The organism is Herbaspirillum sp. NPDC087042, from assembly GCF_044745245.1.
Lineage (GTDB): Bacteria > Pseudomonadota > Gammaproteobacteria > Burkholderiales > Burkholderiaceae_D > Herbaspirillum.
Window position 1 is genome coordinate 151,129 of sequence record NZ_JBIUZW010000010.1, and the last position, 22,080, is coordinate 173,208.

At 63.5% G+C, this 22,080-nt stretch carries 20 protein-coding genes; 10 read left to right on the forward strand and 10 right to left on the reverse strand.

The features are described from left to right. Positions 1-28: 28 nt before the first annotated feature. Positions 29-1,231, reverse strand: a complete 1,203-nt coding sequence (locus tag ACIPHN_RS15205; RefSeq protein ID WP_400437469.1) for an HD-GYP domain-containing protein — start codon at positions 1,229-1,231, stop codon at positions 29-31. A 329-nt stretch (positions 1,232-1,560) separates the two neighbouring features. On the opposite strand from ACIPHN_RS15205, the gene ACIPHN_RS15210 reads away from it, so the two are divergent. Further along, positions 1,561-2,466 (forward strand): LysR family transcriptional regulator, encoded by a 906-nt coding sequence (locus ACIPHN_RS15210; RefSeq protein WP_400437471.1) that lies wholly within the window; start codon positions 1,561-1,563, stop codon positions 2,464-2,466. Between the two features lie 12 nt (positions 2,467-2,478). Here ACIPHN_RS15210 and ACIPHN_RS15215 read toward each other — a convergent pair whose 3' ends face one another. Beyond that, complete coding sequence (locus ACIPHN_RS15215) at positions 2,479-3,003, reverse strand: MarR family winged helix-turn-helix transcriptional regulator (RefSeq protein ID WP_400437472.1); 525 nt, start codon at positions 3,001-3,003, stop codon at positions 2,479-2,481. Between the two features lie 307 nt (positions 3,004-3,310). On the opposite strand from ACIPHN_RS15215, the gene ACIPHN_RS15220 reads away from it, so the two are divergent. The 3 genes from ACIPHN_RS15220 to ACIPHN_RS15230 are packed head-to-tail and all read left to right on the forward strand — an operon-like array spanning position 3,311 to position 6,539. Then, positions 3,311-4,360: a Rieske 2Fe-2S domain-containing protein gene (locus ACIPHN_RS15220; protein WP_400437473.1), complete on the forward strand. Its 1,050-nt coding sequence runs from the start codon at positions 3,311-3,313 to the stop codon at positions 4,358-4,360. A gap of 10 nt (positions 4,361-4,370) precedes the next feature. After that, positions 4,371-5,327, forward strand: coding sequence for a PDR/VanB family oxidoreductase (locus ACIPHN_RS15225; protein WP_400437475.1), 957 nt, complete (start codon positions 4,371-4,373; stop codon positions 5,325-5,327). Positions 5,328-5,354: 27 nt separating this feature from the next. Then, complete coding sequence (locus ACIPHN_RS15230) at positions 5,355-6,539, forward strand: ABC transporter substrate-binding protein (RefSeq protein ID WP_400437476.1); 1,185 nt, start codon at positions 5,355-5,357, stop codon at positions 6,537-6,539. Positions 6,540-7,369: 830 nt separating this feature from the next. Here ACIPHN_RS15230 and pcaD read toward each other — a convergent pair. From pcaD to pcaH, 4 genes are all read right to left on the reverse strand, one after another. Next, on the reverse strand, positions 7,370-8,632 hold the full coding sequence (pcaD, locus tag ACIPHN_RS15235; RefSeq protein WP_400437477.1) for a 3-oxoadipate enol-lactonase: 1,263 nt from the start codon (positions 8,630-8,632) through the stop codon (positions 7,370-7,372). Positions 8,633-8,702: 70 nt separating this feature from the next. Beyond that, the gene (gene pcaB / locus ACIPHN_RS15240; protein WP_400437479.1) at positions 8,703-10,070 is read right to left on the reverse strand and encodes a 3-carboxy-cis,cis-muconate cycloisomerase; all 1,368 of its coding nucleotides are present in this window, start codon (positions 10,068-10,070) and stop codon (positions 8,703-8,705) included. Positions 10,071-10,179: 109 nt separating this feature from the next. Beyond that, positions 10,180-10,692: a protocatechuate 3,4-dioxygenase gene (locus ACIPHN_RS15245; RefSeq protein ID WP_400437481.1), complete on the reverse strand. Its 513-nt coding sequence runs from the start codon at positions 10,690-10,692 to the stop codon at positions 10,180-10,182. A 24-nt stretch (positions 10,693-10,716) separates the two neighbouring features. Beyond that, positions 10,717-11,409: a protocatechuate 3,4-dioxygenase subunit beta gene (gene pcaH / locus ACIPHN_RS15250; RefSeq protein WP_400437483.1), complete on the reverse strand. Its 693-nt coding sequence runs from the start codon at positions 11,407-11,409 to the stop codon at positions 10,717-10,719. Between the two features lie 260 nt (positions 11,410-11,669). Between pcaH and ACIPHN_RS15255 the strand changes: the two genes are divergently transcribed. Continuing rightward, positions 11,670-12,476, forward strand: coding sequence for an IclR family transcriptional regulator C-terminal domain-containing protein (locus tag ACIPHN_RS15255; protein WP_400437485.1), 807 nt, complete (start codon positions 11,670-11,672; stop codon positions 12,474-12,476). A gap of 4 nt (positions 12,477-12,480) precedes the next feature. On the opposite strand, the gene ACIPHN_RS15260 is transcribed toward ACIPHN_RS15255, so the two are convergent. Continuing rightward, positions 12,481-13,386 (reverse strand): helix-turn-helix domain-containing protein, encoded by a 906-nt coding sequence (locus ACIPHN_RS15260; RefSeq protein WP_400437486.1) that lies wholly within the window; start codon positions 13,384-13,386, stop codon positions 12,481-12,483. 215 nt (positions 13,387-13,601) lie between these two features. On the opposite strand from ACIPHN_RS15260, the gene ACIPHN_RS15265 reads away from it, so the two are divergent. Together ACIPHN_RS15265 and ACIPHN_RS15270 are read left to right on the forward strand one after the other, a co-directional pair. Continuing rightward, positions 13,602-14,768, forward strand: a complete 1,167-nt coding sequence (locus tag ACIPHN_RS15265; RefSeq protein WP_400437488.1) for a 4-hydroxybenzoate 3-monooxygenase — start codon at positions 13,602-13,604, stop codon at positions 14,766-14,768. A gap of 136 nt (positions 14,769-14,904) precedes the next feature. Beyond that, the gene (locus ACIPHN_RS15270; protein ID WP_400437490.1) at positions 14,905-15,471 is read left to right on the forward strand and encodes a pyridoxamine 5'-phosphate oxidase family protein; all 567 of its coding nucleotides are present in this window, start codon (positions 14,905-14,907) and stop codon (positions 15,469-15,471) included. 12 nt (positions 15,472-15,483) lie between these two features. Here ACIPHN_RS15270 and ACIPHN_RS15275 read toward each other — a convergent pair whose 3' ends face one another. After that, complete coding sequence (locus ACIPHN_RS15275) at positions 15,484-16,341, reverse strand: lysostaphin resistance A-like protein (protein ID WP_400437492.1); 858 nt, start codon at positions 16,339-16,341, stop codon at positions 15,484-15,486. 152 nt (positions 16,342-16,493) lie between these two features. On the opposite strand from ACIPHN_RS15275, the gene ACIPHN_RS15280 reads away from it, so the two are divergent. Then, on the forward strand, positions 16,494-17,360 hold the full coding sequence (locus tag ACIPHN_RS15280; RefSeq protein WP_400437493.1) for a GyrI-like domain-containing protein: 867 nt from the start codon (positions 16,494-16,496) through the stop codon (positions 17,358-17,360). A 7-nt stretch (positions 17,361-17,367) separates the two neighbouring features. Here ACIPHN_RS15280 and ACIPHN_RS15285 read toward each other — a convergent pair whose 3' ends face one another. Continuing rightward, entirely contained in the window at positions 17,368-17,799 is a 432-nt protein-coding gene (locus ACIPHN_RS15285; protein WP_400437495.1) for a hypothetical protein, read from the reverse strand. Positions 17,800-18,027: 228 nt separating this feature from the next. On the opposite strand from ACIPHN_RS15285, the gene ACIPHN_RS15290 reads away from it, so the two are divergent. After that, a complete protein-coding gene (locus ACIPHN_RS15290; protein ID WP_400437497.1) occupies positions 18,028-18,522 on the forward strand; it encodes a response regulator in 495 nt (164 codons plus the stop codon). A gap of 55 nt (positions 18,523-18,577) precedes the next feature. On the opposite strand, the gene ACIPHN_RS15295 is transcribed toward ACIPHN_RS15290, so the two are convergent. Next, positions 18,578-19,057, reverse strand: a complete 480-nt coding sequence (locus tag ACIPHN_RS15295) for an Lrp/AsnC family transcriptional regulator (RefSeq protein ID WP_013235910.1) — start codon at positions 19,055-19,057, stop codon at positions 18,578-18,580. Between the two features lie 285 nt (positions 19,058-19,342). Between ACIPHN_RS15295 and mdeB the strand changes: the two genes are divergently transcribed. Beyond that, on the forward strand, positions 19,343-22,018 hold the full coding sequence (mdeB, locus tag ACIPHN_RS15300) for an alpha-ketoglutarate dehydrogenase (protein WP_400437499.1): 2,676 nt from the start codon (positions 19,343-19,345) through the stop codon (positions 22,016-22,018). Positions 22,019-22,080 lie beyond the last annotated feature (62 nt).

Genomic DNA, 22,080 nt, shown 5'->3' on the forward strand with positions numbered 1-22,080 from the left:
GCCGCACGTCATCTACCTTCATCCACCTTCATCCACCATCGTGCGCCGGATTGTGGCTGGCCGGCCGCGCGTCCTGGCCACGTTCAACGATGCTGTCCATGCGCGGCCAGGCCATCAGGTCGAGCACGTCGCTGCTGCCGATATCGTGCTGCTGCCTGGCGTGCAAGACCTTCAGGACAGGCCGTGTCAGGTCGGCGGGATTCTGGCGGATCACCAGCCCTGCCAGTCCCGATTCCAGTCGCACCACCGAGCCTACCGGATAGATGCCGAGGGTCTTGACGAAGGCCAGCAACAAGCGGCGATCGAAATGCCCTTCCCAGCTGGCCATCTGGTAAAGCGCATCGGCGGGGTCCCAGCCGTGCTTGTAGGGACGTTCCGAGGTCAGTGCATCATAGACGTCGCAGATCGCCGTCATGCGCGTGTACTGGGTGATCGAGTCGGCCGGCAGGGCATCGGGATAGCCCCGTCCATCCAGTCTTTCATGGTGATGCAGACAGACCTCGCAGGCATAGGCTGGCATATCCGGGTTCTGGATCAGGTACTGGTGGCCTAGTTCGGGATGCCGCTTGATCAAGGCGAACTCATCGTCGCTGAGCTTGCCGGGCTTGTTGAGGATGTCTTCGTCGATGAAGGCCTTGCCCACGTCATGCAGATAGCCGCACAAGCCTGCTTCGCGACAGGCTGACTCGCTCAGTCCCAGCGTCCTGCCCAGGGCCACCGTCAGCGCGCACACCGCCACCGAGTGCAGGTAGGTGTATTCATCGTTGAGCTTGAGGCGCAACACGCTCAGCAAGCCGGTCGGATCGTGCAGCACCGAGCAGGCAATCTCTTCCACCAGCTCCACGCATTGCGGTAGTGCCACCACCCGGCCCATGCGGGCTGCGGAGAACATGCTGCGGGTGACTTCCCGCGCATGCTCGCGCAGTGCAATGGCCTGTTCCAGGCGTGGCTCGTGGGTTGGCCCGGCGACGACGGCAGCGCCATCATCACCGCTGGTCGCCGGCCTCGTTGTCACGGTCACACGATCTTCATCGGATGCCGGCATCACGTCCAGACCGCGCGACACATCGATCCAGCAATAGGCAATGCCACTGGCTTGTGCCTGTTCCAGATCGCTCCCGCGCTTGAGCAGGAAACGGCTCTTCCAGAACGGATGGTCGAGCCAGCCGGCGTCGAAACCGCAAAAGTACATCCCGAGGACCAAGTCCCCGACGCTGATCTTCTTGAGCATTTTCTAGAACTCATTTCATCAATACATCAATAGGCATGAGTGCGAGCGAGTCCGGTGGGGGTGACGTGCAAGGCGCGAATCCGGGGCATGACGAGGCGCTTCGACCTCAATGGATGGCGAGGCCGATATTGCCCTGCATTGCCGGCGGTGGTGGTGCCGGCGTGCGCATGCCTGGTTGTGTCCGTGGGGAAACTATATTCGTGTAATCATACCGGTCTGATTTTTTTTGAGAATCCATTAATCGCGAATAACGTTTATTCGACATTGGAATTGGTAACTATTTTCAGGCGCTGTATGTTCGGCATCTTTCATTGGGAAATGGAGGGGGAATGGCCAATTTCGATCTCAATCTACTGCCGATCGCCTTGGCAATCTTCGAGGAGCGCAGCGTCAGCGCGGCCGCGAGGAAGCTGGATATGAGCCAGCCAGCGGTGAGCATGGCGCTCAACAAGCTGCGCACTGCCCTGGGGGACCCGTTGTTCGTGAAGACCGGGCGCGGCATGCAGCCGACGCCACGCGCCTATACCCTCATCGAGCCCACGCGCGACATCCTGCAGCGGGTCCATGCCGAGGTGCTGGCCAACGAACAATTCACGCCTGCCACGACCACCAAGCGTTTTGTGCTGGCGCTATCGGATATCGGTGAGCTGATGCTGTTGCCCCGGTTGCTGCAACGCATTCGCGACGAGGCGCCGCATGCGTCGGTGGTGACGGTGACGATGGCGCCGGAGGAGCTGGTGGGGGCGCTGGAAAGCGGCGAGGTCGATCTGGCCATCGGCTACTTCCCGGACTTGAAGAACCGGAATTTCTTCCAGCAACGCCTGTTCTCGCACGACTTCGTCTGCCTGCTGCGCGCCGGCCATCCGCAGCTGGCGCAGAAGATCAGCCTGGATCATTTCCTTGCCATGGGACATATCGTCATCAATGCCGAAGGGCGCGACGAACCCATGTGCGAGCGCTTTCTCCTGCACCGCAAGATCAGGCGCCGGGTGGTCCTGTCGACCGCGCATTTCATGTCCATCCCGCTGTTGATCACCACCTCGGATCTGATCGCCACGGTGCCGCGTGCCTTCGGCGAATTCGTGGCACGCTTTTCCGGTATCCGGCTGGTCGAGCCGGGCTTCGAGATGCCATCGCTGGACCTCAAGCAGCACTGGCATCGCAAGTACCACAAGGATGGCGGCAATGCCTGGTTGCGCGGCCTGACGGCGGCGCTGTTTCCGACGGGCGGGTAGCGTGTAGCGGCCTCAGTCCTCGTCGCAGCTATCGGTCTGCAAGCGCGCCAGCGGCGCACGGCTGTGCGCATTGTTGACGTGCACCAGCTTGTCCAGCAGGACCATGAACTGTTCGCGCTCGGCCTCGTCGAGCGGCGCCAGGATGCGCTTGCGCAGGCGCTGCAGGCCGGGCACCAGTTCCTCCAGCAGGTTCTCGCCCGCGGCCGTGATGCGCAATGCGCGCTGGCGGCGGTTGTGGGGGATCACTTCACGGACCAGCAATCCCTTTTCTTCCAGCCGCGCACAGACGGTGGCGCCGGTCGAGGTATCGATGGCGACCAGGCCGGCCAGCGTCACCTGGTCGATGCCGGGGTGATTGGAGAGCATGCGCAGGATCGCGTATTGCACCGGCGTGACCACGCCACCGATTTCATCATGGAAGAGCGAGACCGAAATCTGCTGCGCCCGGCGCAACAGGTGGCCGGGGTGTTCGTACAGGTCGACCAGGCGGCTTTCGGCGGTGGTCTCGTGTTGCTCTGCGCTGGGTTCTCTGGACATGGCGGATGGGGCGGATGGGCGAGCCGCTATGCGGCGGGATGCTCGGGAGTGTAACCGGCAAGGCCGATTGCCTCGTGTTAATTGATGCGGCGCGCAACGAAAAAAGTCCGCGACCGAGTTTACTTGCGGTGCGGATTGGCGGATACTTTTTCAAACATTCAGTGTACTGAATATTAGAACAAGATACCGCGAGACCCGACAGGATCTGGATCAAACCAGCCTGCGGAACCAGAAAATAAATACCGATCGTGGCGCCGGCCATTGTCCGCACGCGCCCATTGAGGAATTTACCCAAGAGGAGAGCACCATGTTCCCCAAGAATGCCTGGTACGTTGCCTGCACACCTGATGAGATCGCCAGCAAGCCGCTGGGCCGTCAGATCTGCGGCGAGAAGATCGTGTTCTACCGTGGCGCCGAAGGCCGGGTCGCCGCCGTGGAAGATTTCTGCCCGCATCGCGGCGCGCCGCTGTCGCTGGGCTTCGTGCGCGATGGCCAGCTGGTGTGCGGCTACCACGGCCTGGAGATGGGCTGCGACGGTCAGCCCATCAGCATGCCGGGCCAGCGGGTACGGGGATTTCCGTGCATCCGCAGCTTCCCGGTGGTGGAACGCTACGGTTTCATCTGGGTCTGGCCCGGCGAGAAGAGCCTGGCCGACCCGGCCAGCATCCATCACCTGGAGTGGGCGGATAACCCGGAGTGGGCTTACGGTGGCGGTCTCTACCACATCAATTGCGACTACCGCCTGATGATCGACAACCTCATGGATCTCACCCACGAGACCTATGTACACGCCTCCAGCATCGGCCAGAAGGAGATCGACGAAGCGCCCGTCAACACCCGGGTAGAGGGCGAACAGGTCGTCACCAGCCGCTTCATGGACAACATCATGCCGCCGCCATTCTGGCGCATGGCCCTGCGCGGCAATGGACTGGCCGACGATGTGCCGGTGGACCGCTGGCAGATCTGCCGCTTCTCGCCCCCCAGCCACGTAATGATCGAAGTGGGCGTGGCCCATGCCGGGCAGGGTGGTTACGAGGCCGGGCCGGATCACAAGGCTTCCAGCATCGTGGTGGATTTCATCACGCCCGAGACCGAGACTTCGCACTGGTATTTCTGGGGCATGGCACGCCACTTCCGTCCCGAGGATCAGGAGCTGACCGCCACCATCCGCGAGGGCCAGGGCAAGATCTTTGGCGAAGACCGCGAGATGCTGGAGCTGCAGCAGGCCAACCTGCTGCGTCATCCCCAGCGTCGTCTGCTGGCGCTGAACATCGATGCCGGCGGCGTGCAATCGCGCAAGGTACTGGACAAGTGGCTGGCCCGCGAAGCCGAAGCCGGCAAGAGCGAAGCGGCTTGAGAGCAGGGACATGAGGACATTCAAGCTCAAGGTCGCGGCGCGCCGCGACGAAGCCGACGGCATCATCGGCCTGGACCTGGTCGACCCGGAAGGACAGCCTCTGCCAGCCTTTGCGGCCGGCGCGCACATCGACGTGCACCTGCCGGGCGGCTTGTTGCGCCAGTATTCGCTGTGCAATGCACCGCACGAACGGCATCGTTACCAGATCGGCGTCTTGCGCGATCCGAATTCGCGCGGTGGTTCGGTGGCGGTGCACGAGCGCCTGCGGGTCGGCGAGCTGGTCGAGGTGGGCGCGCCGCGCAATCACTTCCCGCTGGTAGCGGCACGCCACAGCGTGTTGCTGGCCGGTGGCATCGGCGTCACCCCCATCCTGTGCATGGCCGAATCCCTGTCCGCAGCGGGTGCCTCCTTCGAGATGCACTATTGCGCCCGCACGCCCAGGAGCCTGGCGTTCCGCGAGCGCATCGCGGCATCGCCCTTCGGCGAGCGGGTGCACACGCACTACGATGATGGCGAGGCGGCGCAGAAGCTGGATCTGGCCGCACTGCTTGCCGGGGTTGCGCCGCAGACGCATCTCTATGTGTGCGGACCTTCCGGTTTCATTGCGTATGTACTCGACACGGCCCGGGCGCAAGGCTGGCCTGAGGATAGTCTGCACTTCGAATATTTCGGCGCAGCACCGGTGGTGGCCGATGGCAATGGAGCCTTCGACGTCAGGCTCGCCAGCAGCGGCCAGGTATTCACCATCCCGCCCGAGCGCACGGTGATCCAGGTATTGGCCGAGCACGGTATCGACGTGCCGGTGTCGTGTGAGCAGGGCATCTGCGGCACCTGTCTGACGCGGGTGTTGGAGGGCGAGCCCGATCATCGCGACCAGTACCTGACCGATGAAGAGCGCGCCGCCTGTGACCAGTTCACGCCTTGTTGTTCACGCGCGAAGAGCGCACTGCTGGTGCTGGATATCTAACCACAATAAACCGAGAGGAGACATACGATGAACGAGCGCTTCGATGGGCGTCGGCGCCAGCTGGTGCTGGCGGGTGCAGCACTGACGGCAGGTGCCCTGCCATTGATGGCAAGGGCGGCCGATGCGGTGAAGGTGGGCTTGATCGTGCCGATGTCGGGGCCGTTTGCCTCCACCGGCAGGCAGATCGAGGCCGCAGTCAGGCTGTACCAGCAGAAGTTCGGTGACAGCGCGGGTGGGCGCAAGGTGGAGATCCTGCTCAAGGACGATGGCGGGGTGTCGCCTGATGTGACCAAGCGGTTGGCGCAGGAACTGGTGGCGCGTGACAAGGCGCAGGTATTGATGGGTTTCGGCCTGACGCCGCTGGCATTGGCCGCGGCGCCGATTGCGACCCAGGCGAAGGTGCCGATGATCGTCACGGCGGCGGCCACCTCCATCATTCCGCAGCGTTCTCCCTTCATCGTTCGCACCGGCTTTACGCTGGCGCAGGTGACCTCGCCTCTGGCGTCCTGGGCGGCCAAGAATGGCATCAGGAGCGTGGTGACCTTTGTCTCCGATTATGGCCCGGGGCTGGATGCGGAGAAGGTGTTCGTGAAGACCTTTGGCGAGGCGGGTGGCAAGGTGCTGGAGAGCGTGCGCGTGCCCTTGCGCAATCCCGATTACGCGCCTTTTCTGCAGCGGGTCAAGGATGCTCGGCCTGAGGCGCTGTTCGTGTTCGTGCCTTCGGGGGAGGGGGCGGCGGTGTTGAAACAGTTTACCGAGCGCGGTCTTGGCGCTGCTGGTATCCGGCTGATCTGTACCGGCGATGTGCTCGATGATGATCTGATGGCGGGTATCGGTGCGGCTGCGCGGGATGTGGTGAGCAGTCATCACTATTCCGCGGCTCATCCTTCTGCGGCCAACAAGGAATACGTGGAGGCGATTGCGCGTCTTAACAAAGGGATGCGGGCTAACTTCCATTCCGTGGGGGCTTATGACGGGATGCATCTGCTCTACGAATCATTGAAGAAGACTGGTGGGGATAGCGATGGTGAGAAGTTGCTGGGGGCCATGAAGGGGATGAGCTGGGAGAGCGTGCGGGGGGCGGTTGCTATCGATGCTGCTTCCCGGGATATGGTGCAGACTGTCTATATGCGGAAGGCTGAGTTGCGGGGGGCGGAGTTTTATAACGTTGAGTTTGATAAGGTGGAGAGGGTTCGGGATCCTGGGGTTTGATGTTTTTTGGTTCTGGGGTTGGGGTAGGGGTAGGGGTAGTCTGCACGGAATGCTTGTGTGCGCTCTAGCTTAATTCTGATCTTTCTCCGGTCGGGGCGGAGCGCCGGGGGCGGCCCGGCAGCCGCTCACTTTTCTTGTCTCGCCAAGAAAAGTAAGCAAAAGAAGGCGACCGCTGCTGCCTCCGCCCTCCTTCGGAGGGTCCCCGCGTCGGTGCGTACCAAGACGGGGAAAATAGATTCGCTTCGCTCAAACTATTTTCCTGATCCGTCTCGGTACGCACCGACGCGGCGGGTCAGAAGCGGACAGCCATCCGGCTCGCCTTCGGCTTTGCCGGGGGCTCGCCTGCGGCATCGGTTTTTCTTCGATCTACCAGTGAAGACGGTTTTTATTCTTTTAAATCATTTCCGTCCGTTCGGACTGAGTAGTCGCGCAGCGAGGTATCGAAGGCGAAGGACGCCAAGGCAAAGCCGCAGGCGAGTCGGAGTCTGTGCGATGCCGAAGGCGAGCCGTCCGGGGTCCCCCTTGGGGGCCAGCCGACGGAGTGGGGTGACAAGTGGATCAGAAAAATAGTTTGAGCGAAGCGAATCTATTTTTCCCACTTGTTACCCCGCTCCGTCGGGAACCCTCCGAAGGAGGGCTGGCTCTTAGGGGGCCGTTTTCTTTGCTTACTTTCTTTGGCGGGCCAAAGAAAGTGAGCGGCTGCCGGGCCGCCCCCGGCGCGCTCCTCCGACCGGAGAGAGATCAGCATTAAGCTAGAGCGTACACAAGCATTCTGTGCAAATGGCCCAGAACCAAAATCCAACCTCAGCAAGCCGCCAAAACAATAAAATTCAAAGCTCGTCAATAAATCCGCGAACCAGTCCAGCAAACGCAACAGGCTGCTCCACAGCACTGATATGGGAAGCCCCGGCAAGAACAGCCAGCCGAGCTCCCGCAATCCCATCCACCAGATCCTGCGCCATGGAAACCGGCGTCCCCTGATCCAGTTCCCCGGCAATGACCAGCGCAGGCACCTTGATGTCAGCGAGCCGCGCAGTGGTATCGACGGTCCCGACTGCATGGCAGCAGCCCACATAGCCCACCGCATCGGTCGTGACCAGCCGGTGCCGATAGCGCGCCACGGTAGCGGCCTGGGCAGCGCGGAAGCCCTCATGGAAATAGCGTCCCATCACAGCATCTGCAATGGCGCCGATGCCCTCGGCACGGACGGTAGCGATACGTTGCTGCCAGGCTTCGCGTGCCGCCTGGGGATAGGTCGAGGTGGTATTGGCCAGCACCAGCGCGCGCACCAGCCCCGGATGGCGCAAGGCCAGCTCCTGCCCCACCATGCCCCCCATGGACAAGCCCACCCACACCACCGGCCCCGTATCGAGCTCACGCAACAGACGCGCCGCATCGTCGGCCAGGTCGGCCATGCTGTAGAGCCCGTCGGCTTTCTCGGAACTGCCATGCCCGCGATGGTCATAGGCAATCACCCGGCAATCGGCTGACAGCAGGTTGGCCAGCCCATCCCACATCATCAGGTCGGTGCCGATGGCATGCGAGAGCACCACCGTATGCCGTGGTGCCTTGCCATGGCGCGGTTCTCGCAGGCTGTAGTGCAGTGCCGGCGAGGAGGCCGTGCGGCCTTCCCGGCCTACGCCCGGATGCACGCTGCCCGCCGGGTCTTGCGGGAGCACTGCATAGCCGATCTGCTCGCCTACTTCGCGCAGGATCTTCTGGGCATGCGTGAATGCGGTATTGCCCGCTGGCACGCCCGCATAGACGGCGGCCTGGATCATGACTTCCTTCATCTCGTCAGGGGTGAGACGGGTAGCGGGATCGGCGGTGAGCCCTGCGCGCACATGTAGTTCGAATTCTTCCCAGCGTCCCAGCGCGATGGTGATGGCCAGCACGATGATGCGGCGGGTCTTGTGGTCCAGCCCGGGCCGGCCCCAGATCTCGTTCCAGGCGAAACGCGTGATCAGGTTCTGGAAGTCGGCATTGAAGTTGGTGGCGTTGGCCACCGACCGGTCTACCCACTGGTCTCCCAGCACACTGCGGCGATTGCGCATGCCGCGTTCGAAGTCATGGTCCAGCGGATCGTAGCTCATGGTGGTCTCTCTCTGTGTCTTGTGGTGTGTTGATGTTTTCTGACGTTTTTTCTGACACTGGCTGACAGATTCAATCAGCCAGTGCCGCGCGCAGTTTGCCCAGCTGCGGTTCGGCCAGGCGTCGTGCGGGACGGGTGGCGGCGACGGAATCGAAGAGGCTGCGCAGCATGTCGATGTCGAGCTGCCCGGACAGTTGCGTGTCGGCCTGCACGGCGGTGACCAGTACATCGGCCAGTTGCGTGCCGTCGCTGACGGCCTGGCGCGTCAGTTGCTCCAGCAGGGCATGCGCGCGCGGGCGACCGATCACGCGGGCCAGGGCGATGGAGGCCGATTCGGCAAATACCAGGCCTTGCAGGGCGTCGATGTTACGCAGCATGCGTGCCTCGTCGATGCCCAGTGCGGCGAAGGCGTCGTTGAGTGCGCGCAGCGCGCCATGCACGCCCAGGAACAGCGCCGGCCATTCGGCCAGTTCGGCTTGCCAGTTGCCCAGCCCGCGCTCGTGCTGTTGCGCCATGGTCGCCAGCAGGCCGGCCGCCTGTTGCGGGGCGCGGTGGGCGGCGGCCAGGGCAATCATCGAGGACACCGGGTTGCGCTTGTGCGGCATGGCCGAGGAGCCGCCACGGCCATTGCCCGAGGGTTCGGCCAGCTCGGCGATCTCGCCTTGCGCCATCAGCGACAGGTCGGTGGCGATCTTGCCCAGGCTGCCGGCCAGGACGGCCATCTCGCTGCCCAGGCGTATCCATTCGTCACGCTGGGTGTGCCAGGCGATATCGGCTTGCTTGAGCCCCAGTGCCTCGGCCATGCGGGCGGCGACGGCGGGGCCTTTGTCGTCCAGCACGGCCAGGGTGCCGACCGCGCCGCCCAGCTGCAGTTGCAATGCGCGCCCGGCCAGCGTGCGCAGTTGCGCGCGCGAGCGCACCAGTGGCGCGGCCCAGCCGCAGAACTTGAAGCCCAGGCTGGTGACTTGCGCGGGTTGCATCAGGGTGCGTGCCAGGACCGGGGTGTCGAGATGCGCATCGGACAGCACGAGCAGTCGCTGTGCCAGCTTCAGCAGTTCGTCATCGACCAGTTGCAGCGCGTCGCGGGTGACCAGCACCAGCGCGGTGTCCAGCACGTCCTGGCTGGTGCTGCCCCAGTGCACGTGGGTGGCGGCTTCTTCGCTGTAGAGGGCGACCGTGCGCTGCAATTCCTTGACCAGCGGAATGGCCAGCGCACCGGCGCGGCGACCGGCCACGATCAGGGCCGGGATGTCATAGAGTGGCGCCCGGCATACGCTGGCGATGGCCCGGGCGGCCGCCTCGGGGATCACGCCTTCGGCGGCTTCGGCTTCGGCCAGTGCCTGTTCGAAGCGCAGCATGGCTTGCACCACGGCCTGGTCGTCGAAGAGGGCGATCATCTCCGAGGTGGTGAGGAAGCTGTCGAATATCGAAACGCTCATGAAGTCTCCAATGGGTGTCGGCACCAGGATGCGCTCAGTGCACCAACGCAAACGGGATCCGGCAGGCCTGGGCCTGCGGATCCCCTGGTGCGCGCGTCCTGCGCGGTGGTCAGGTGTAGTCGAAGAATACAGTCTCGTGCGCGCCTTGCATGTGGATGTTCCACAGGTAACTGCCGTCGGCTTGCTTGCGGGCGATCAGGGTGTCGCGGCGCGGCGGCGGCACCTGTTCCAGCAGGGCCGATTGCGCCAGCGCCGGATCGTCTTCCAGGAACACCGCCGTGAACTGGTGCTTGACCAGGCCACGTGCAAATACCGTCACGTAGGCGACCGGCTTGCCGGCGGGTGCCTGCGGCTGCGAGATCGAGAAGACGAAGCCGCCTTCTTCATTGGTCGGCACACGACGATAGCCGGGGATGGCGTGTGCGCTTTCGACCGGGGCGCTGCCGGGCAGCCAGGCCTCAGCCCAGGCGTCGTTGATGGGCTGGCCGTCGCCGTCGAAGATGGCGCCCTGCACGCGCACTTGCGGTGCGGCGCTGCCGACCTCGGCGGTCAGCTGGACGGCCCAGGCCCAGGCTTCGTGCGGGAAGGGGCCGATGGTTTGCGAAGTGGTGATATTGCTCATGTTCTCTCCTGCTCAGTCAATGCGTCAGATACCCATGGGCGTGGCGTTGCGGCCGCGCAGGACGATGTCGAATACGTAGCCGAGCATCTTGTCGTCCACCGTTTCGTCCAGCGAGAAGCGCGAGATCAGGCGCTGGCGGGCGGCCTTGTCGGGGATGCTCTGGAAGATCGGGTCGTAATCGAACAGCGGGTCGTTGGGGAAGTACATCTGCGTCACCAGGCGCTGCGCATAGACGTTGCCGAACAGCGAGAAGTGGATGTGCGCCGGGCGCCAGGCCTTGTGGTGGTTACCCCAGGGATACGGGCCGGGCTTGATGCTGACGAAGCGATAGCGGCCTTCGTCATCGGTGAGCATCTTGCCGAAGCCGGTGAAGTTGGGGTCCAGCGGTGCGTCGTGCTGGTCCTTCTTGTGGAAGTAACGGCCGGCGGCATTGCATTGCCAGACTTCCAGTAGCGAATTGCGTACCGGCTTGCCATCCTCGTCCAGCACGCGGCCGGTGACCACGATCTTTTCGCCCAGCGGTTCGCCCTTGCCTTGCGCGGTCAGGTCCATGTCGTGCGGCAGGATCAGCTTGGGCGAGGCGAACAGGTTGGTGCCGGTGGCGACTTCGTCGCGCACGCGCAGCGGTGCTTGCGTGGGGCCGCGCTTGACGGTCGATTTGTAGGGCGGGTAGATCAGTTCCGGATAGACACCGGGTTCGATGGCATCGAATTGCATGAGGTCTCCTCAGGTCGGCTATGGGCGGCGGCTGCTTCGCGGGTGTCGCATCCCGGGTGTGGCTGGGTGTTTGAATGTGCGAGTGGCGCGCCGTGCGTTGGTGTAGCCAGATAGTAGGCAAGCCCCTGTCGGCTCTCAAGGCCGGAGCAGCGCAGCATATTCGCCATTCGCCCGCTTTGTGCGAGAATCGCACAAATGGTCGATTATCTGCATCGATCCTGATTTATCCACAGCGCGAGGCAAGCATGGCGGGACCGAACATGGCCGATTCTTCCGGGGAAGGCCGGCCGGAACATGGCGAGGGTATCGACGAGCCCCTTAAGCGCGACCTGGTGGCCGGCCTGGAGAAGGGCCTGCAGGTCATCGAGGCCTTCGATCAGGAGCGTTCGCGCCTGACCATCGCCGAGGTCGCCCAGCTGACCGGCCTGACCCGGGCGGCGGCGCGTCGCTATCTCATCACGCTGACCCATCTGGGTTACATGCGCCACGACAACAAGACCTTTTCGCTCACGCCCACGGTATTGCGGCTGGGCCAGTCCTATCTGCATTCGGCGCGTCTGCCGCGCATCGTCCAGCCCTTGCTGTACCGGCTGGCGTATTCGCTGGGCGAGGCAGCTTCCTGCGGGGTGCTGGATCACGACCAGCTGGTCTGCGTGGCGGCGGTGAGCGCCGGTCAACTGGTCTCGACCACGCTGCAACCGGGTACGCGGGTACCGGCCTATTGCACGGCCAATGGCCGCGTCCTGCTGGCCAACCTGCCTCCCGAGGAGGCAGAGCGGCTGCTGGCCCGGGCTCGCCCCGAAGCCATCACCGCCAACACCATCACCGATGTCGAGCGACTGGCCCTGGAAGTGGCCCGCGCCCGCGCGCAAGGCTATGCGCTGGTGGACCAGGAACTGGAGCTGGGCTTGCGCACCATGGCCGTGCCGGTGCGCAACTTCCGGGGTGAGGTGGTGGCGGCGATGAATATCAGCGTCCATGCAGGGCGCATGAAACTGGAAGACATGGTCGAACGCTGCCTGCCGGCCATGCTCAAGATCCAGGTGGAGCTGGGTGCCTTGCTGTAGCCATTCACTCCTCCACGTGCGTGCGGCGGTACTCCTTGGGTGTGACACCCAGGTGGCGCTTGAAGAGGCGGCTGAAGTAGGCCGGATCCTGGAATCCCAGTTCATAGGCAATGGTCGAGACCCCCGAGGGGACGTAGGTCAGCTTGCGGCAGGCCTCCAGGATCAGCCGCTGCTGGGCCAGGTCGAAGGCCGAGTGGCCGGCCAGTTTCAGGCACAGGCGGTTCAGGCGGCTGGGCGTGATGCGCAGCTTGTCGGCATAGACGGCGACCTGCCATTGCTCGCGGAAATGCTGCTCCACCAGCGCGCGGAAGCGGCTGAACAATTCGAAGTCACCGCGTCCGGAGAGCTCGGCCGAGCGATGGTCGGCTTCCAGCCGCACCAGCAGCAGCATCACGCTGCGGGCCAGCCATTCCAGCATCAGGGCATGGCCGCTGCGGGGCGCGGCGGACTCGGCGATCAACAGGCGCAGCAGGGTTTCCATGCGTTCGCGCAACTCCGGCACGCGGGCCAGGTCGATGGCCATGGGGCGCAGGAAGAGCGGCGAGAACAGCTCGCCATGGGCGTGGCCATCACCGGCCGAGAACACGATGTGCGGATCGACCGTCAGCACGAAGCCCACCGCCTGCTCGGAGAAATCGAAGCCGTGGACCAGCGAGGGATGGATGGTGATGACCACCGGTCCATCGTATTCCCACACCTCGTTTTCCATCAGGGCGCTGACGTGGCCCGACATTAAAAAAAGTACCTGAAACAGGCCGGCATGGGTGTGCGGTGCAATATGCCAGTCGTGGACCCGGCTGCGGGTCTCGATCAGTTCGATATGGACCGACTCCGCATCATCGGGGCGGGAAGCCTCGCCGTACAAGGAGAATTGCGGGACGTCGCTGGTCCTGGGCTGGCTGCGCGGCATGGGGGAAAGGTCTCCGGTGTGTGCCGTGGCACATTCTTGTCGGTTTCTTGTTTGTAAAAATAGTACAAGCAATTGGCGGGATCATCCATTTTTTAATCGCTGCGTGGCGACTAAGATTCGGCCATACCAAGAAGCAAGAACAACCACCACAGCAGGAGCGTGCTTTCCCATGCGTCATGGGGCGGCGAACGGTCCTGACATACGGAGACCCCACCATGCGTACCCAAGTCGCCATCATCGGCGCCGGCCCGGCCGGACTATTGTTATCCCATCTGCTGCATCTCAAGGGCATCGAATCGGTCGTGATCGAGACGCGTACCCGCGAAGAGATCGAAGCCACCATCCGTGCCGGTGTGCTGGAGCAGGGCACCATGGATATCCTCAACGAGACGGGCGTGGGCGAACGCATGCGGCGCGAAGGCGCCCTGCACCATGGCATCGAGCTGGCCTTCGGTGGTCGCCGCCATCGCATCGACCTGACCGAGCTGACCGGCCAGGCCATCACCGTCTATGCCCAGCACGAGGTGATCAAGGATCTGGTGGCTGCGCGCCTGGCGGCGCAGGGACAGTTGCTGTTCGGCGTGAGCGGCACGGCCATCGAGGGCATCGAGAGTGACAAGCCGGTGGTGCGCTTCATGCACGGTGGCGAACAGCACACCCTGCAGGCTGATTTCATTGCCGGTTGCGATGGCTTCCATGGTGTGTCGCGGCCGGCCATTCCCGATAGCCGTCGCCAGGATTATCAACGCATCTATCCCTTCGGCTGGTTCGGTGTGCTAGTGGAGGCACCACCCTCCTCGGACGAACTGATCTATGCCCAGCATGAGCGCGGCTTCGTGCTGGTCAGCACGCGCTCGCCGACGGTGCAGCGGCTGTACTTCCAGTGCGATCCCAAGGACAGCGTGGAGAACTGGTCGGATGATCGCATCTGGAACGAATTCCATACCCGCCTGGAAAACGGCGATGGTTGGCGTCTCAAGGAGGGCAGGATCTTCCAGAAGGGCATCATCGGCATGCGCAGTTTCGTCTCCACGCCGATGCAGCATGGCCGCCTGTTCCTGGCTGGCGACGCCGCGCACATCGTGCCGCCGACCGGTGCCAAGGGGCTGAATCTGGCCGTGGGCGATGTCAAGCTGCTGGCGCAGGGACTGGAAGAGTTCTATCGCAAGGGCAGTGATGCGACATTGAGCGGCTATACCGACGCCGCCCTCAAGCGCATCTGGCGCGCCGAGTATTTCTCATGGTGGATGACCAGCCTGCTGCACACCTTCGAGGATGCCTCGCCCTTCCAGCAGCAGATCCAGCGTGCCGAGCTGGAGAACGTGGTCAATTCGCGCGCGCTATCGACGGCGCTGGCGGAGAACTACGTCGGGGCGTTCTGACATCCAGGGTCGGCTTGACCGACCTGCTGCAAGCCTGCGCCCGCTGATGCGGGCGTTTCATTTTTCGGGTGGGTCCCGGGCGAACGACCGCTCGGACTACAATGGCGTCTGCCGATTTTTCACCTGCGTGAGCATCATGGATCTGTCCGAAGTCCTTTCCACCACCTGGAGCGCCCTGCATCTGGGCGCCAGTCCCGTCCGCTCTCCGTTCACCATCTGGCAATTCGCGACACTGGGTCTGGATGGCGCGCCACAGGTGCGCTCCATCGTGCTGCGTGGCCTCGATGAGGAGGCCCGCACGCTGTCCTTCCATACCGACTGTCGCTCACCCAAGATCGCCGAAATCGCCGCCGACGATCGCGTCTCGCTGGCCGCCGTCGATCTCGACAGCTATCGCCAGTTGCGCGTCACCGGGCGGGCGCGGGTGGTGGGCGATGCCGGGCGCAGGCAGGCCATGTGGTCTGCGGCCCGGCCGCATACGCTGATCCTCTACCAGGCGCCGCTGGTGCCGGGTACGCCTGTCGTCGCGCCGGAGGAAGCGCAGGCGCCGGCCGATGCCGGCGCGGGCGGGTTCCTGAACTTTGCGCTGATTGACGTCGAACTGCAGAGCCTGGAGCTGCTGGACCTGACCCCGGGCCAGCATCGCCGCGCGCTCTTCCGCTGGGAGGATGGGCAGTGGCGCGGTCAATGGATCGCGCCCTGATGCGCTGACCGCTCAGGCCAGCGCCGGATAGCTGAAGAAGAGGAAGTGCAGGGCGTTGAGCCCGAAGTGGACCGCAATGGCGCCTTCTATCCGGCCACTGCGATGGAAGACCAGCGCGTAGCCCAGGCCGGCCACGCCAGCCAATGCCGCGTAGGGCAGTCCGCCACCCAGATGGGCAGCGCCGAACAGCAGTGCCGAGACCAGGATGGACAGCAGCGCACCACCCGGCACGCTAGCCAGCAGGCGGGTCAGCTGATGCTGGATCACACCACGGAAGAAGGCCTCTTCGGCCACCACCGTCAGCAGCAGGTTGATGGCCAGGAAGGCGGGCGTGAAGGCCGGCCATTTCCATTCCGGGCGCACCAGCCCGAGCAGGCAGGCCAGGCCCATGACCACGACGATGGTGGCCAGACCGGGCAGCAGGGCTTGCTTGAGTGCGCGTCCGCCTTCCTGCCACGTCTTCGAACGCGGCACCAGCAGCGTCAACAGCAGCAGGCCGGCCGCACCCTTGTCGAGATTGGCGTAGAGCGCGAAGGGCCGGGCATTGGCGCTGATGACCTGGCGCGGCACGACCAGAGGATTGAGGAAGCCGGGCCAGCGATGCAGGGCCAGCAATAGCGCCAGTGCAGTGGCCAGCAGCATCAGCAGGCCGCGCAGCCACGTGGCGCGCGCATGCCGGACGCCCGTTGCGGCGGCGCCCAGCGCGATCAGTCCTGCGACACCGGTGACATTGACTTCTCCTGCGGCGAGGGCGCAGGCCAGCGCCAGCAGCAGCAAGGCCAACCATGGCGCCAGTCGCATATTGCGCGACAGCGAGTGGGGCGCAAGCCAGGCAGCGCAAATGGCCAGCATCAGGAGGGAAGTACTCATCGTCATGGGCAGATCTTTCGGAAGCGTGCGAGTCCGGTGTTTTAACATAGGCACGATCCGGTACGGCGGGATGCGGTGAAATCAGTCCGCAATTTCGGTCAAGATTTGGTCCGGCCTTTCCTGCACAGTACGTCCCGTGAACCGAGGACAAGATGAGTGAAGCACGCAAAAAAGCCTATGTAGCCCGATTCGAGAGAGTGCTCGACCATATCGAGAGCCATCTGCACGAGTCGCTTGATGCCGAGCAGCTGGCGGGGCTCGCTCATTTTTCGCGGTTCCATTTCCAGCGGCAGTTCGCCGACTTCGTCGGTGTCGGGGTGGCGCGCTACATCCTCCTGATGCGCTTGAAGCATGCCAGTTACCAGCTGGCCTTCCAGCGAGAGAAGAGGATTATCGACATCGCCCTCGAAGCCGCTTTTGAAAATCCGGAATCCTTTACGCGCGCCTTCAGGAGCGCCTTCGGCCAGTCGCCCTCGCAGTTCCGGCGCGCGCCGGACTGGCCCGCCTGGCACGAGCGTTATGTATTCCGCATCCCCGAAAGGAAAATGGACGTGAAAGTCGAGATCGTTACCGTCGAACCCATCCGCATCGCCGTGCTGGAGCACCGAGGCCCCGTCACCACCCTCAATGCCACGGTGGCGCGCTTCATCGAATGGCGCAAGGCATCGCTGCTGTCACCGATAGATCGTTGCCGCACTTTCGGCCTGGCCTGGGATAACCCCGATACCACGCCACCGGAGCAATTCCGTTTCGATGTCTGTGGCGAGATCGAGGGTGAGCTGCCCGTCAATCCACAGGGCGTGATCGAGAAACTGATTCCCGGCGGGCGTTGTGCACGGGTGCGGCATGTCGGTACGCATGACCGCATGGGGGACAGCATCTATCCGCTGTATCGCCAGTGGTTGCCTGGCAGTGGCGAGGAGTTGCGGGACTTCCCGCTGTACTTCCACTATCTCAACCTGTTGCCCGATACCCCGGCGGGTGAATTGCTCACCGACATCTACCTGCCGTTGCGCTAGGGCGCGATCAGGCCATCAGGGCCTGGGAGAAGTGCGCCATCTGGTGCGTGGGGACCAGCAGCGGGACGAAGGAGGCGTCGTTCATGGCCAGCCAGTAGGGCAGGTGCGGGGTGACATCGAAACCGTAGTCGGCACCGCCCAGCTGCCAGAAGCGCGGTACCGCCAGGGCCGGCCGGACTTCGCGCTTGAGCTGGTCCAGGCTGGCCAGGCGCTGTTCGCAGGGCATGAAGCGCGCCAGCATCTCGCGTCGGCCGCTGACGGCAAAGCCGGCCGTGGCAAACCATTCCAGGACCTTGCGCGGGCTGGCATGCAGGCTGGTCCAGTCGTTGCCGGCATCGCTGCCGCGGGCGATGGTGCGGCTGACGCGGCTGACGTACATCTCGACTGCCCCGCAGGCGGCACTGGGAACGGGGACACGGACTTTGGAGAAGAGGATCATTGCAGGGTACCGGAGAAGTGATGGAGAGGGGTTGCCATATCGACAAGGTATGCGTGCAGTGTAGCCAGGCCTTCCGCCCATGGCGATCAGGCGATTCCTGACGCAGGCCTGCGTGTATCCGGGAGGATCGGTCAGGAAATTCCCGATGTTGTGGTGGTAATGCTTCCTGTAAAACGTGGATTGGTCAGTAGGCCTTCGTCTTATCAGGATCCACAGGAAGCAGCACAGATGAGTTTTCCCAGCATAGTCATGATCGATCCCAGCCAGGAAGCGGCTGAGATGGTCCGTTTCGCCTTGTGGAGGAGCAACCTGCGCTGCTGCTTCCAGACTTGTCCTGACCTCAACAGTGCCCGCAGCTGCCTGCTGCAGCGCCGCCGCAGCGGCGATGGTGCCGTGCCCAGCCTGATCCTGCTGGAATCCGAACTCGACGGCAGCGATGGCCTGGACCTGTTGCGCGAATTGCGTAGCTTGCCCCACCTGTCCCAGGTGCCGGTGGTGGTGTTCCCTTCCCATGAAATGGAGGGCGAGCGCGAAGCCCTGGCCGCCGGTGCCACCGAATACCTGCCCAAGCCCGTCGATGGTGAAATGTATGCGCGCAGCGTGGTCGACCTGTTCCAGCGCTGGTGCCATGAGGAGGTAACGCCGCAGGAGGAAGCGCTCACGCGTGAGGCCGTGAGTATCGTCCCGGCACGGCGGCGGGATGATGCCTTCCAGAAAAACTAAAGGGCCGTGAGGCCCTTTTTCTTTTGCTGCGTACGGTGTTGCGGCATGGACTGTCTTAGCGACGCGTCTTGATCTTGGGCGTCGGCAGGGCGGTCTTGTACTTGATCTGCTTGAGGGCGAAACTGGAGCGGATGTTCTTGATGCCGGGAATCTTGGTCAGGTGGTCGACGATGAAATGTTCCAGCGTCAGCAGGTCCGGAACCACGATGCGCAAGAGATAATCCTCGTCACCCGTCATGAGGTAGACTTCCATGACTTCGTCGAAGGCGCTCACCGCGGTTTCGAACTGGGCCAGCGCTTCGGCGCCCTGGCGCTCCAGGATCACCTTGACGAAGACGTTGACCTTCAGGCCCAGCAGGTGCGGATCGGCCAGCGCCACGTAGCGCGAGATGATGCCTTCCGATTCCAGCCGCTTCACGCGCGCCAGCGTGGGCGAGGGCGAGAGATTGATGCGGCTGGCCAATTCCAGATTGCTGATCGAACTGTTCTCCTGAAGGATGTTCAGGATTCGCAAATCGGTGGTATCTAGTTCCATTATCGAAATTTAATTCCGTCAGTTTCAATTTTTCAGCAGTGGATGCTGAATATTGTACGGCAACTTCCTATTTTAAGTGACTCACGCCGGGCCTTCCGGCGTATCGTAGTCCGATCACCCGCGACGATTTATACGACAAGACCGCAAAGGCGAGGCACGCGAGGAGACCGATGGCGCGGCCAGTGTTTTACCGGCTTTTTGGCTCTTTGCATAGCAGCGATTGCAGATGGTGCATTTTTTGTGCCGGCCCTGTCCTTTGCCACAACAGGAGATCAGGAAGTGGATATGTCCTCAGCCAATGGTATTGCCCGCGATATCGATATCGACGCCCAGGAAACCCAGGAGTGGCTGCAAGCGCTGCAAAGCGTGCTGGCCGAAGGCGGACCGGAACGTGCCCGTTTCCTGCTCTCGCGTCTGTCGGCGGCTGCCCAGCAATGGGGCGTGAACTGGCGTGATGCCCGCAATACGCCCTACGTCAATACCATCCGCCCCGAACAGGAGCCGCCTTTCCCCGGCGGCTCGGATGCCCAGGCCATCGAGGAGCGCATCGCCAGCATCATGCGCTGGAATGCGCTGGCCATGGTGGTGCGTGCCAACCGCGCCTATGGTGAGCTGGGCGGGCATATCGCCAGCTTTGCCTCGGCGGCCGATCTGTTCGAAGTCGGCTTCAACCATTTCTTCCGCGCCCGCGATGAGCAGTTCGCCGGCGACGTGGTCTATTTCCAGCCGCACTCGGCGCCGGGCATTTATGCCCGTGCCTTCCTGGAGGGCGCGCTCTCCGAAGACGACCTGGCCTACTACCGTCGCGAGATCGAGGCCAAGCGGGTCGGTCGCCAGGGGCTGTCGTCCTATCCCCATCCCTGGCTGATGCCCAAGTTCTGGCAGTTCCCCACCGGCTCCATGGGCATCGGCCCGATCAATGCCATCTACCAGGCGCGCTTCCTGCGCTACATGGAACATCGCGGCCTGTTGCAGGACCAGGGACGCAAGGTGTGGGGCGTGTTCGGCGATGGTGAAATGGATGAGCCCGAATCGCTGGCCGCCCTGTCGCTGGCCTCGCGCGAGAAGCTGGACAACCTGATCTTCGTGGTCAACTGCAACCTGCAGCGCCTGGATGGCCCGGTGCGCGGCAACGGCCATATCGTCGATGAGCTGGAGACGCTCTTTGCCGGTGCCGGCTGGAATGTCGTCAAGCTGCTGTGGGGTTCGGACTGGGACGCGCTGTTTGCCCGTGACAAGGATGGCGAGCTGGTCGATGCCCTGAACCGCACCGTGGATGGCCAGCTGCAGACCTTCGCCGCCAACGATGGCGCCTTCAACCGCCAGCACTTCTTTGGCCAGACACCGGGCACGCGCGCCATCGGCGCCACGCTCACCGACGAGGAGATCAATCGCCTGCGTCGCGGTGGCCATGACATGAAGAAGATCTTCTCGGCCTACCAGGCGGCAGCGGCCCATCGCGGCCAGCCCACCGTGATCCTGGCGCAGACCAAGAAGGGGTATGGCATGGGGGCGGCTGGCGAAGGCAAGATGACCACGCACCAGCAGAAGAAGCTCGACGAAGAAAGCCTGCTGCAGTTCCGCGACCGCTTCAAGCTGCCGCTGAGCGACCAGCAATGCCGTGACCTGGCGTTCTACAAGCCTGCGGCCGACAGCGCCGAGATGAAGCACCTGCACGCGCGCCGCGCGGCACTGGGCGGTTACCTGCCGCGTCGCCATGCCGGCCAGGCACGCCGCATCGTGCCGGCGCTGGAAGCGCACAGCAAGTTCGCGCTGGAGGCCGACGGCAAGGAAATGTCGTCCACCATGGCGCTGGTGCGCCAGCTGGGCAACCTGCTGAAGGATCCCGAATTCGGTCGCTATGTGGTCCCCATCGTTGCCGACGAGGCGCGTACCTTCGGCATGGCCAACCTGTTCCGCCAGGTCGGCATCTATTCGTCGCAGGGGCAGTTGTACGAGCCGGAGGACATCGGTTCCATCCTCTACTACCGCGAAGCCAAGGATGGCCAGATCCTGGAAGAAGGCATCACCGAGGCCGGTGCGATCTCTTCGTGGACGGCGGCGGCCACGGCCTATTCGGTGCACGGTACGCCGATGCTGCCGTTCTACATCTATTACTCGATGTTCGGTTTCCAGCGTATCGGCGACCTCATCTGGGCCGCGGCCGACCAGCGTGCGCGTGGCTTCCTGATCGGCGCCACGTCCGGCCGCACCACGCTGGGCGGCGAGGGCTTGCAGCACCAGGATGGCAACAGCCTGGTGACGGCGGCCTCGATTCCCAACTGTATCTCCTACGATCCAGCCTATGCCTACGAGCTGGCGGTGATCGTCGACGATGGCATGCGCCGCATGATGGAACGTGGCGAAGACGTGTTCTACTACGTCACCGTTACCAACGAGAACGAAGCCCAGCCCAGCATGCCGGCAGGTGTGCAGGAAGGCATCCTGCGTGGCCTGTATTGCCTGGACGCGAAGCCGCAGGCGCAGGCACGCCTGCTGGCCTCGGGCCCGATCCTGAAGGAAGCCGTGGCGGCTGCCGCCCTGTTGCAGCAGCACTGGCAGGTCGAGGCCGAGGTGTGGAGCGTGACCAGCTTCACCGAGCTGGCGCGCGATGGCGTGGCGGCGCAGCGCGCACAACGCCTGGAGGGCAGCGACGCGCTGCCGTATGTGACGCAGCAGCTGCAGGCCGGCACTACCCCGGTGATTGCCGTGAGCGACTATATCCGCAGCTTGCCCGAGAGCATCCGGGCCTTCGTGCCGGGCACTTACGTCACGCTGGGCACCGACGGGTTTGGCCGCAGCGATACGCGGGTGAACCTGCGCGACTTCTTCGAGATCGATGCACGCTGGATCGCCTACACGGCCTTGTGCGAAGTGTGGGGCGAGGATCGCGCGCGACTGGAAGCAGCGGCGCGCACGCTGGGCATCGATACGACCAAGCCGCTGTCGAGCACGGTGTAGACAAGGTGTGAAGGCGATGGGCCGCAGATGCATGAATGCCGGCCCGGCGGATTGAAAATCTC